Here is a 12,155-nt window from a genome sequence, read left to right as displayed (position 1 = left end):
ATTGGCATTTGGCTCACCGAGCCAATGGATTTAGCCTATCAACACGACACCAAAAAATCAATAAATATTCAATATAATCAATCTGTTGTCACGTCACGACAGCGTCACCCGAGGACGCCTGTCATCCGGAGACATGAGAAGCATGTGACGGCGTTTCCGAGCCCACCAGCCTGGCCAAGCCCAGCGCCAGCAGGAGCGCCGGACAGGCACGGGGGAGCCATGTGCCCCCATTTGCGAGGCTGGGAACCAGCCGAGTTGGGGGGACATGGGGGGAAACACAGTTTCCCCCGGGGCCGGGGCAGCCGCCCCGGTGGGGGAGCCGTCGGGTAAGGGGGGCCATTTGCGAGGCGCAGCCGAGTTGGCCCGCCGCATCCGGATGGGGGCGAAGCCCGGGCCGCCGAGCGAAGCGCGGCTACCCCCGTTCGGGCCGAGCCAACGGCGAGGGAAGGGCATACCAGGGGTCCCCTTTTTCGAGAGCAAAGCGACGAAAAAAGGGGTGGGTATGCGTCCCGTAGGGACCGAGCAAGAGGCGCAGCCGCGCAGCGAAGCCCCCGAAGGGGGGTAGCCGCGCTTTGCGCGGCGGCCCCGTCAAGCCCGGCAAGGAGGGGCGCAGCCCCGACCTAGGGCGCGAAGGGCCATCGGCCCAGAGCCCAAGCCCGGCAAGGAGTCCCGCAGGGACGACCCAGGGCGCGGAGTCCCGCAGGGACGGAGGAGTTTCGCTGAAATCACCATATCCGACCTGCTATGGTGGTTCGTATCTGTAAAAACGATACAAGGGTCAAAGGAATGTCCGAAGGAAAGCTCAAAAAAAAACCACCCCGCGCTATGGACTTTATGGGCGGGCAATCTCCCCACGAGAGGAGCATCCAGAAGCGCCAAGCCGTCCTAACGTGGGTCTACCGCTGGGGATATTCGAGCGCTGAAATTATTCGGCAGGTGGCAGACCAGACAGCTGGCGGCTATGCCAAAAAGCTAGAGAGGCGTGGCCTCCTAGTTGCCACAAAAACAGAATCTGGGACACCGAGAGCAATTTTCACTTTGACTAAATCTGGCTACCAGGAGGCTGAGCGATTTGCTGACAAGCTGGCGCCGTATCCTGAATTGGATCCCTACCGAGTGAACCAACAGCTGATCCGCCACAATCTCCTGGCCCAACAGATCACTGTTCAAGAACTCGAAAATGGGAACATCCACGACTACCTGACGGAACGTTTCGTGGCTCCGGACGGCGACAAACCCGGCCAGAAACGCCCGGATGTGGTGTGGATTGCTTGGGATGGGCGCCGAACAGCCGTCGAGGTGGAGCTAACGGCAAAGTGGGAGCGCCGCTTGGACGAATTCGTCCTGGCAGTTGGAAAGGGGCTTGATCCCCAAAAGGGACCGCTCTATGCGGAGTTTGTGATCGTAACCGACGCCCCTGCTATAGAACGCCGCTACCGTGCGGCAATGGCGCCAGGGAGCACTTTGACAGTGTGGGAAAAAAATAACCGAGGACATTGGGCTCCCAAAGACCACTACGATACGCCCTCCTTTATATCCCAAGGTGTCCGCTTCATCCTCCATGAGAACGGTCAATTTCGGCAAGCGCATTCCCACAATTCTGACTTCCTTAGCAACATCCCACTCGATCCGAGTCTTTAAAGCTTTTGCCGCGAGACGCTAGGCTCGCCCCGACCAGAAGATCAAACAACCAGAAAAGGGAATTACCCTTCTACTCTGTAAATATCGACTACTGAAGGCGGGGCGATTCAACCGGTGGCCCGGAGATTGGTGCATGGTGCATGGTGCTTGGTGCTTGGTGCTTGGTGCTTGGTGCTTGGTGCTTGGTGCTTGGTGCTTGGTGCTTGGTGCTTGGTGCTTGGTGCTTGGTTGAGAACTGGGAGCTATTGCCCCAGTCCTCAACCCCAAATATCCCATGATAAGTTCGCACCCTGAGCTGCTTGGAAAGCATCAGCTGAACGTCCGTAATTCGGCCAGAACGGCCATTCACGACCTACTGGTTTAGCGGCAGAAGTAGTTCGCTTTACCGCCATTCAACCAATTGGCGAAAAACATCCAATCTTGATCAAACCTAGCGGCCGGTTATCGAATTCTTCAATTTAGACTTGGTACCCACACCGGATAATCGTGTTGGAAACTATAGTACGGTAGCCTTAAACCGATGTTCATTCCCACGCATGAAGCCGCACATTTACAGACGCCAGAGCGCTAATTATCCGCCGGTAGAGGCCATGATACGAATGATCTTCTTGGGATTCGTCTCGAATTCATGTCTCAATGGCTTTAGCATAACTACTGCACGAATTTGATCGGCGATTTCCTGATCGTTCGATCCTCCACGCAACATTGGCAATAGGTCGAGACGGTCATTCTGACCAAGACATAGATGCAACGTGCCAGTTACCGAAACCCTGACACGGTTACATGCCTCGCAAAAGTGTTGGGACATCGGCGTAATAAAGCCGACCGAGAATGAGCGATCCCGGGTCGCAAGATAACGAGCAGGGCCTCCACCAGCAACGATGTGATCGACCAACTGGAAGCGCTCTCTAAGTTGGCCGATTAGAGGCTGGAGGGACGAGGTACCAAGTTGACGTGCGCTATCTCCCATTGGCATGTTCTCGATCAAGCGCAACACAAAATTGCGTTCCATGCAGTACGTGATCATTGCATCCAGTTCGTCACCGTTGAATTCGGGTAACCAAACCATGTTGATCTTAATCAGGCGAAATCCACTCTCTCGTGCGACCTCGAGTCCTGCGAGGACATCGTGCAAAGCATCGCGCCGAGTCAACGTCAGGAATCGACTTGGCGACAACGTATCAAGGCTGACATTCAGGCGCGTAACACCGGAGGCCAGAAGGTTAGACGCAAATTGCGCCAATCGTGTGCCATTGGTACTAAGGGAAAGATCATTCAATCCCGGGAGTTGCCCGACATCTCGGACTAGATTTCCGATTCTGGATCTTACCAAGGGTTCGCCACCGGTAAGACGCACCCTGGAAACCCCAAGATCAATGAATATCTTGCATATCCGCACAATCTCACTGAGCGTCAACCAATTATCGGGAATTTCATAATTGTCAAACTCTGGCGGCATGCAATACGCGCATCGCAAGTCGCAACGATCAGTCACCGACAATCGGAGATAGTCTATCCGACGACCACAACCATCAATTAACATCGACTCATGACTTCACCAAAGTAGGTGCACACTCTTGCGCGCCATCGACTAAAAATATGCAATAAGACATTGTTGCATCGTGTTATCAACAGAAACACTGACAGACTTTGGTCTGAAATGGGCGGCCTTCCTAATCGCAATAGGTTGGCTATACGTCACTCCGCATGGAATGCCGTTTAAGCACCGCGCGTCTTAGGTTTTGTCCCGATTGAGGGAGTCCACCTTATATACGCCCTCCTTGAAACCCCTAACTGCGCCACCTAAATCCCGACCAATATTGGGCAGCTTTTTGGTCCAAAAAATAAGGAGAATGATGGCCAGAACGAGCAACCAATGCCAAAGACTAAGAGTCCCCATCATTTGTCCTAAAACGCCCTCTGCATTTCGTCCCCAAAGAATGCTGGCGCGGTAAAACACTTACTGCTTAATGGCTTTAATATCGCCATCAGCGCCAAAACCAAGTTTGTAGCCAAGCGAAACATGGTGGAAGCGACCGGTTGAATGATCGGAATGTACCGCAATGCCAAACGGCACGGCTTTGCCCTCAGCTAAGGCACCCGAAAACTTGCGTGTAAAAGTGACGGTGTACATATCCCCCGCCTTAACCCCTTCAGCCTTCGCGCCGGTCGTGCCGCCTTCCATATTGCGCTTATCGCTAATAGATCCATCAACAACCTTCGCCCCCTTAGAACTCTTCCACTGCATCAGTTCATAGGCACCATCCTTTACGTACTTCGTCTTTTTGTCGTCGGCCCCGGGCATAGTGCGCGCATCTGCGTGACAGGTTGCCCAGCAACCAACTTGGTCGCCCGGAATCGCTTTGTCACCGGAGGCAGCCGAAACTTTGTCATTGGCAAACATAACAGCAACCTTGACTTCATTCTCCTTGTCGGCGGTATTGGCTGCTCCAGCAGGGGCCTTGAAAGTCAGGCGGATATAGGCGTACTCCTTGTCGTACGCAACCTGCATAGAGACAGGGAAATTCATCGTTTTTGGAGCACCGAACGGCTCCAGATCCTTTCCCGCCAAGCGTTTCATATCAAAATTAAGTCCGCCTTTTTCTTCGTGGCATCCAACGCAGCTTTCTCCTTTAATCAGTCCGGTCCGACCACTGTGATCAGATTTCTTAGCAATCCATTCAATCGGAGTTACACCAGGATGGAACACCTGAATATCTCTTTTCGGAACTTTGCTCCAGTCCGGCGCGGCATTTGCGATTTGAGACCCAAGGGAAAATACGGTACCCAAAATAGCTACTGATAAAGCACTTTTTTTCATTTAAATACTCCAGACGATTTGTCGATAATTGGTGTCAGGGATATGCGAGGACGATCACTCGTCATCATCCTCTTTCATACCTTTCGGCTTGCGGTGGGCAATACCTTTGTGGCAATCGATACAGGTCTTTTTTTCGTCTTGGGCGATTTTGTGCATTTTCGCGCCGCGAAGTTTTTGTTTTTCTGTATTCATGCCTTCGAAACTGTGACAGTTGCGGCATTCGCGCGAATCGCTGGCTTTCATTCGCGCCCATTCGTGCTCGGCTAACTCGAGGCGCTTGGCCTCAAACTTTTCCTTGGTATCAATGGTTCCCATAAGTTTGCCGTAGACTTCGCCACTCGCTTGGATCTTGCGCATCATTTTGTGCCCCCAATCTTTGGGTACATGGCAGTCCGAACAAACAGCGCGAACGCCAGTTCGATTGGCAAAGTGAATGGTTTCCTTGTATTCCTGATATACGTTGTCACGCATTTCATGACATGAAATACAAAATTCAAGCGTGTTGGTGGCTTCCATTACTGTATTAAAGCCCCCCCAAAAAAAAATGCCTGCGATAAAGCCAACCGAGAGCAAACCCAATAGTGAATATTTAGTGCTTGGTTGGCGCAGCGATTTGAGAATGTTTTTCATTAAATTGGCATACTTAATTGCGAGTCAGTTACTCCGCGATCTGAAACAAGCAAGGTGAGCTTCAGTAACTCAAGTGCTCGAATGCTGCAGCGTATGGCTAGCGAACCTTGGGCAAGAGCCCAAGGTTCGCGGCAAGGCTGTTCCTGGCACGCTTGAGCTTGAGAGGGACAGCCATTCGGTTAATCGGCTAGCGCCTTGATCACATCTTCCGGAGAGTGAATGGTGCCGAGCGTAGTCGGACTGCCCCAGCGAACGTGGAATTTATTCTCTTTAACCTGTGCCAGAGAGAGCATCAGATTGTTGAATGCGGTCAGATCATCAGTCTCAAAGTAGGTAATAAAATCGGTGTCATCTAAGCCAGTTGAGTGGTACAACTTGCGCTTGACGTTCACGAGATAGGCTAAGGTAGGTGTCGTGTGAACTTCCATCTCCTTCAAACGCTCTTCCGGCGACATGTTCCACCATTCCGCGTTTTTCTTGACGGGAATTACGATCACATATCGTGGAGCCGGCCCACTATAGGTAGCCGAACTAAGCCCCGCATTCAGCCCAGGAGACTTGTCTTTGCTGATGTAGTTCAAGGGCTTTGTAACACCGACAAGGGTCTCGAAAACATCGGCATTCTTGCCGATAGTAGTCGAGCGGAATTCGCGCATGAAGGTCTGGGCTTTTGCCAAGTCGTAGGCGTTGATGCGGAAGAAAAAGTCAGAATTGGTTTCCAGGCCACGTGTCAGGTAGAGATCAACCAGAACGTTATCCTTGTGCTTCTCAATTAGTTTCTTAACTTCTTCTGCGGCACCCTTACGTTCCATTGCTGGCACCTTGTTCCAATCCGGGCGTAATTTGAACATTGTGAAAACGCCGAAGACCCCCGGCTGGGTCAGGATAGTTCCTCGCTCAATTTTCATAGGTTGCATGGGTTGCATTGCCTGCTGAGCTACAACAGGTGAGGAAGCCATCGCTATGGCCGCTCCGATAGTAGTGGCAATGAGACTCAATTTGAAACTGCGAATTGATATGTTTGTCATGGATATCTCCTTGTGTGAAATGAATAAATGAAATCTAAAAAAGTGTTGGAGTTTTCATACACAAACTCCTTCGCGAGTCGGCTCTAAGAATCAATTTCCCGCAGAATTTCTTGCAGATCAGCCTCTGCAAATTTTTCAGCCAGATCTGTCAAAGCAACAAAAAACTGGGTTGTCACCTTTGCGTTTACCTCTGCGCGCACAAGAGGTAGCCAAACCACCAAGTGACGCTCCAGAAAATCTCGCTGAGCCCGTTGGTATGCATTTGGTGGCAGGCCTTCCAATTCTGCCTGTGCCTGTTTTGCCGTAAGAAAATGCATAAACTCAAGCTCAGCGGTAAGCGTGTCTTCGAGTTCATTTCCTCGGGCATCCATAATTAGTCCGAAATTCCGATAAAAGCCTTTTAGTTCGAGGATTAACGCCGGACGGTTACTCTGCTGAACATGTACACCCTCATACAAGGCTGCGCTGGGTACCGGCGTGTTTATCTCGAAGGCAGTAAGAAACAAAGCTTCGAAATCCTCGAAAGAGCACGTCAACTTAAGGCGAGGAGAAATCTGCTCGCTGAAATAATCAGCCAGATCGGGCATACAGACCTCTAGCGCCTGTTGCATCTCAATAATTAGCCGACCGTCCGAAAAACCGGCATGGCTTTCGAGATCAGGAAATCCTAATCCAATAGCAAGCAGGCCATATACACGGCTACGTTCTAATGAACGGTCGATTCTCGCAACAACAGCTTTGTCGACAAGGCTATTCATTTGATTCCTCATTTCCTAAACAGGATCTAGGTTGTTAAAACGCCCTGGTGTTACTTTCAGCGTTATTCGGGCTCAGGCGCATCTTCCTGAAGCGTTGCGCGAACAGCCGGCACTGGATCGCCCTTGAATACGCCACGCAGTTTGAAGTGGGTATGTACAGGATTGCTTTTCCCAGTTGCAGTTACCGACTTGAGATAATCGAACTGGTACTTGCTATCGACGGCCGGGGAGAATGGTGTAAATGGAGCCTTTGCTTCATACTTCGATGAGCCTTCGTAATTTAGATGGCAACGCGCACATGCTTTTTCCATATCGAAGTTCTGGCCGGCATCTACCAGTGGCTTCCGCGCGCTGGTTTCTCCCCGATTCTTCAATCTGTCACTAGCCTCACCATGTAGATTTCGAAACTTTCCTCCTGCACCATGGCAGGATTCGCAAGTGACCCCGAGCACGGTTTTCATATCCTCCGGAGAAGCCCCCAGGACAAATCCACCTGGTTCGCCGTAACCTGTTACGTGGCAGCCGACGCAGTTTTTGTCCTGCGTGTAATCTTTTTTGGGATCAAGTTTGGCTTTGGTTTTCGCCTCGGATTTTGCGTTCGGCTTCAGCGAATCGAAGGCTTTCGCATGTGCCGAAGCGCGCCACGTATCACCCTGGGAGTCGTGACATTTAGTGCATGCGCGAAAACCAAGGTATTCCGCTTGTTGCGCCACCGTCACTCCGGGAAGAAAACCCGAAAAAAGCAAGGTGGCGAGAGCAAGAGTTTTTATCATGGCGGGCAATCTCGAAAGAATCGACTGGTAGGAAAAAGCGGCCCGTGCGGCCGCTCCATTGCAACATTAGGTCAAAGGAGAAATCATCATGTCGGTGCTGCGACGACCGATCAGCACATCCATCAAATCCGAAGCCAGCCCCTTCATTTTTTTCTCGCGCTCGGATTGAAGGATCGCCAACACGTCACGCACCTGTTTGCCAAACAGCCCCTCCAGTTGAGCCAATGGAATCTTAGGATCTGTAGACGGTTCGCCATTCGCCATCTCAATGCGCGGCCCAAGTACAGGCGGCACATAGAAGACGTTAGGTTCGGTGCCAAACTCAGGATGCAGAGGCAAAGCTACCTTGTATTGCTTGATGAGCTTGTACACAGAACTGTTGACATCGTCGACAAAGCCGACGTGCATGGCACGACCCACACATTGAGCAACGCAGGCCGGCGCCACGCCTTGTTCAATCCGCGGGAAGCAGCCGATACACTTGTTGGCCTTATTGGTCAGCGGATTGAAATAGGGCTTGGCGTAGGGGCAAGACTGGACACAAGCCTGCGCGCCCTTGCATTTGTCCTGGTGGATTACGACGATGCCGTCCTGCTCTCGTTTATAGATTGCCTCATTCGGGCAGGCCTCCAGGCACGCCGGTTTGGTGCAGTGGTTGCACATGCGCGGCAGGTAGAAAAACGAGTTGTTAGGGTATTCCCCGGCGCCCTGATCCTCGTCCCAATTGGGCGCAGAGCGTGGCGTAGGGCTGGGTCGCACCCGTCCTGGCTTGCCCTCGAACAACCGACCGGCATAGTCGAATTCAAACGGGATACCGTAGTCGATCATCGGTGGGATTTTTCCTTTTTGCAGCTCACCGTTCTTGTAGCCACCGCCCTTGGTCTGCCAGTTCCTGGGGTAACCCAAGCCCGGCGCGGTTTCGACATTTCGCCAGTACATGAAGTCCTGACCTGGTCCCGTCGTCCACAATTTCTTGCACGCCACGGTGCAGGTCTGGCAGCCGATGCATTTGTTCAAATCGGTTACGTAGGTCAGTTGGCGCCTGGGCGCTTTCATCACATTAGCCATGATTAATATCCTGTTCTGTTGATCAGCGGATCTGACTAGAAACTGATGGGCGTGGCGCCGATGTAGCGTTTTACATTGACACGCACGTCCCGCTGAGATCCGGCGGGGCCGTAATAGTTGGGTCGGAAAAAGAGATGTCCATAATTGCCGACGAGGTTGGTCGGGTTAATGCGCACAGGACAGACACTCTGAGACCCTCCTGTGAGGAGGTCCATATACAGTTCAGGGCAATGCCACATGGAAACCCGCCCACGCTGCTCGCCATTGCGAATCTTGACCCGGCAAATGACCTTGCCGTGATTATTCCAAGCCTCAACCCAGTCGTTATCCTTTATACCGAGCGGCTTTGCATCTAGAGGAGACATTTCAATTGAGGGGCCGCCACGTTGCAATCGGAGCATCAAGACATTGTCTTTGAACGTCGAGTGAACCGAGTGACGGCTATGCGGTGAATTGAAGCGGAACGGGTACTTGTCGGCATCTATCGGTGCCTTGTAGGTTGGCAACTCGACGCCCATGTCGAAGAACGTGTCGTGGTCTAGGTAGAACTGCTGGCGTCCGGTCAAGGTGGGCCAAGGCTTCTTGTCGACCACGAAATACTGAAACGGCGTGTAAGGCACGCCCTCTTTCAGAGGTGACGTCCAGTTCGACTTGAAACGCTGTGGTTTTTCACGCAGCATCTGTATCGTAATGCCCTTAGATTGCGGCGCATTGTCCAGGATGTACTGGGCTGCTGCTTCGTCCTCGGCCAGTTTTCCATCCATAGTCATTTGGTTCCAAAGATTGGAAAGATCGCGCACCCACTTGAACTTCTCGTCATTGAACTTCTCGTATTTCTTGCGTTTGGCCGCCATCTCCACTCGCTTGGCCAAAGCCAGGAAAATCTGCCAATCAGTTTTCGATTCCCACATCGGCTTGATGGCCGGTTCGGTCATGTTGATGTAGGAATGTTCCGAAGTTACGTTTAGGTCCAGCTTCTCGTACCAATGGGCCGACGGAAGCACGACGTCTGAATACAGCGCGGTTGAATCCATGCGAATGTTGATGTCGACAATCAACTCCAGCTTCGGCCAGAGATTTTCCAGCACGTATTTCTGGCCTTTGGCCTGATTCAGCCAATTGCCTCGATAGACAAAGAAGACCTTTGGATCACGGCCTTGCTCAGGCATATTGGGCATCTGGCCAGTAGTAATCGAGTCGCGCAGGTATTTTTCCGTGTCGATGTCGGAGCTAATAATCTCGTCGTTGACTTCGGCGTGGATGTAGGTCCAGATGGTGGTCTGGCAGAAGCGTTGCTTGTTCACCCCCTCAGGGAAAGCTAGTGCCACAAGCCCCGCCACGAAGGCTGGTTTCCACTGGCCGATGTAGTGATTCATGCCTCCGCCGTTCGTGCCCTCGGTACCCGTCAGTGCGGTCAGAAGATGCATGGCACGCAACAGCACGTCGCTGTAATACCAATGTTGCGTCCCACCGCCACAGATAATCATTGAGGGTTTGGCTGTGGCAAATTCACGCGCCAGTTCGGTGATCGCTTTTGCTGTCACACCTGTGATTTTTGCAGCTTTTTCTGGCGTGTTGTCAGCCATGAGGCGCGACTTGAGAATCTCGAAAACAGGCCGGACTTCAACAGTCTTGCCGTCCAGCAACTGCATATTGAACTTGCCTTCGAGCGCAGGATCAAGATCACCTAAATCGATGTAGCCTTTGGGAAAGGCAAAGGTGTTTCGCCCCAAGAAACTAACCGGTGAACCTTTCTTTTCCGGTTGATCGCCCCAGGAACCCTTCGGGATAACCGGCTTGCCAGTTTTCGCGTTCCAGAAATAGAACTTATCCTTTGAGCCCCCTGCTACGACATCTGCCTCACGCAGGAAGCGTTTGGTGTCACTACGCACCAGATAGGAAAGATCGGTCTGCTCTTTCAGGCTGTGCGCGTCATAAAGTTTTTCCTTGATGATGACGTGCGCCATCGCCATCGCCAGAGCGCCATCAGTTCCCGGTTGCGGATGAATCCATTTGTCGACCTTAATTGTCGACGAGTTGTAATCCGGTGAAATGCTGACGATTTTGGCGCCGTTTAGCTGCGCCTCAGAAAGGAAGTGGGCGTCCGGAATTCGCGTCTGTGTAGGATTCGACCCCCAGAGAATGATGTATTTGGAATTGAACCAGTCGGCAGTTTCGCAGGTATCGCCTTGGACCCCGCAGGTCTGGGTCTGGCCGGTAGGGTGATCGCCATACCAATCGTAAAAGGTATGAGCATGAGCGCCGATGTAGTGTGCGAATCTATGCCCTGCCGAGAACGACACAGGCGAGACTGCGGGCACCGGCGAATAAACACTGATGCAATCCGGTGCATGGTTCTTGATGGTGTCGACAACCTTATCCGCAATCATGTCGAGCGCCTCATCCCAGGTAGCGCGCCGCCACTTTCCTTCGCCGCGTTCGCCGACGCGGATCAACGGGTACTTGATACGATGCGGCCCATACATGTAGTCGTGACCACACTCTCCCTTGTTGCATCCACGCGGGTTGTACTCGGGAATGTTGGGCATGGGAGCTATATCCTTTGACTGCTCCTCACGCATGACCACGCCATCCTTGCTATAGACAAAATGCGGGCAGGCGCCAGTGCAGTTGACGAGGTGAGCGCCACGCGTCTTTTTATCCCAGGACCATTGGGTGCGATGGAAGTTTTCCCATCCCGAATATTCGAAAGCTCCGCTAAGATCTGTAGCCGCAGCTAAGGTTCTTAAACTTAGAGAACTTCCCAAAAGCGTAGCACCAGAGGCTAGCAGGAAGCCTCTACGAGTCATTTGAACCATTGTCATCTCCTTATCTACTGTTTGACCGAGCACCGAACCGTACTTCGCTTGCGCGTTGTTCAGAGCCCCTGAGACTCGGTATTCGGTCGTAAGCAACTTCGAAGGGATCAGCAATGAGCATGCCAATGGTTGGCGGCCTGAAAATCAGGTCAGAATCCCCACTTAAATTGTGGTTTATTGACCTAAGTCAACAAAACCTCTGAGTGGGCATCAGTTTCAAAAAACCAACGGCATTCATTTCGTTAAATTGAACGAAATGAGATTTAACGTTTCGTTCAATTCTTTATTGGCTAAGTACAGTTTGGAAAAGTGCTCTTCGTCATTTGAGGGCGGCACATTTAGATAGCTAGTATCCAACTGGTGTCTATTCCGTCGAGATGCTTGCAATAGCCGCCATCAGACTCGACCGCTTACAGGCCATGAAGGTCTTCAGCAATGGTGATCCGCGATTCTCGGAGAGCGCAGTTCTAGGAAGCACAAATCGCTACGATCTGACCGGTCAGCAGATCTTCGAGGAGGAATCTGTGGCTGGTGCCCGCCAATAGCAGTACGCACAGGCGCCCAGACCAAACCGAGCTATACCAGTTGCTAATCCAGAACCAGTCGCTCCTGGCACT

9 protein-coding genes and 1 pseudogene are annotated in these 12,155 nt (G+C 52.1%); 1 reads left to right on the top strand and 9 read right to left on the bottom strand.

The features are described from left to right. Positions 1–786: 786 nt before the first annotated feature. Positions 787–1,641, top strand: a complete 855-nt coding sequence (locus tag ACLSSQ_RS03890; RefSeq protein ID WP_014235265.1) for a hypothetical protein — start codon at positions 787–789, stop codon at positions 1,639–1,641. A 571-nt stretch (positions 1,642–2,212) separates the two neighbouring features. Here the strand turns inward: ACLSSQ_RS03890 and moaA are convergent. The 9 genes and pseudogenes from moaA to ACLSSQ_RS03845 all read right to left on the bottom strand — a co-directional run bounded on the left by moaA (position 2,213) and on the right by ACLSSQ_RS03845 (position 11,529). Further along, a complete protein-coding gene (moaA, locus tag ACLSSQ_RS03885; protein ID WP_014235266.1) occupies positions 2,213–3,184 on the bottom strand; it encodes a GTP 3',8-cyclase MoaA in 972 nt (323 codons plus the stop codon). 213 nt (positions 3,185–3,397) lie between these two features. Continuing rightward, positions 3,398–3,541 (bottom strand): annotated as a pseudogene (gene tatA, locus ACLSSQ_RS03880) (twin-arginine translocase TatA/TatE family subunit); the annotation flags it as partial. A 60-nt stretch (positions 3,542–3,601) separates the two neighbouring features. Then, on the bottom strand, positions 3,602–4,462 hold the full coding sequence (locus ACLSSQ_RS03875; RefSeq protein WP_014235267.1) for an ethylbenzene dehydrogenase-related protein: 861 nt from the start codon (positions 4,460–4,462) through the stop codon (positions 3,602–3,604). 54 nt (positions 4,463–4,516) lie between these two features. Further along, positions 4,517–5,092 (bottom strand): NapC/NirT family cytochrome c, encoded by a 576-nt coding sequence (locus ACLSSQ_RS03870; RefSeq protein WP_014235268.1) that lies wholly within the window; start codon positions 5,090–5,092, stop codon positions 4,517–4,519. Positions 5,093–5,271: 179 nt separating this feature from the next. Next, positions 5,272–6,120 carry a chlorite dismutase family protein gene (locus tag ACLSSQ_RS03865; RefSeq protein WP_014235269.1) on the bottom strand — a complete coding sequence of 283 codons (849 nt, stop codon included), beginning with the start codon at positions 6,118–6,120 and terminating at the stop codon, positions 5,272–5,274. 83 nt (positions 6,121–6,203) lie between these two features. Beyond that, positions 6,204–6,878, bottom strand: a complete 675-nt coding sequence (locus ACLSSQ_RS03860) for a molecular chaperone TorD family protein (protein WP_014235270.1) — start codon at positions 6,876–6,878, stop codon at positions 6,204–6,206. A 62-nt stretch (positions 6,879–6,940) separates the two neighbouring features. Continuing rightward, positions 6,941–7,651 (bottom strand): cytochrome c family protein, encoded by a 711-nt coding sequence (locus tag ACLSSQ_RS03855; RefSeq protein WP_014235271.1) that lies wholly within the window; start codon positions 7,649–7,651, stop codon positions 6,941–6,943. Positions 7,652–7,717: 66 nt separating this feature from the next. Then, positions 7,718–8,719 (bottom strand): 4Fe-4S dicluster domain-containing protein, encoded by a 1,002-nt coding sequence (locus tag ACLSSQ_RS03850; protein WP_014235272.1) that lies wholly within the window; start codon positions 8,717–8,719, stop codon positions 7,718–7,720. A gap of 35 nt (positions 8,720–8,754) precedes the next feature. After that, positions 8,755–11,529: a molybdopterin-dependent oxidoreductase gene (locus ACLSSQ_RS03845; protein ID WP_416244280.1), complete on the bottom strand. Its 2,775-nt coding sequence runs from the start codon at positions 11,527–11,529 to the stop codon at positions 8,755–8,757. Between the last annotated feature and the right edge of the window lie 626 nt (positions 11,530–12,155).

The organism is Azospira sp. APE16 (genome assembly GCF_047901315.1).
Classification (GTDB): Bacteria; Pseudomonadota; Gammaproteobacteria; order Burkholderiales; family Rhodocyclaceae; genus Azospira; species Azospira oryzae.
The sequence above is the reverse complement of the archived record's forward strand: the minus strand, read 5'-3'. Positions and strand labels throughout refer to the sequence as shown.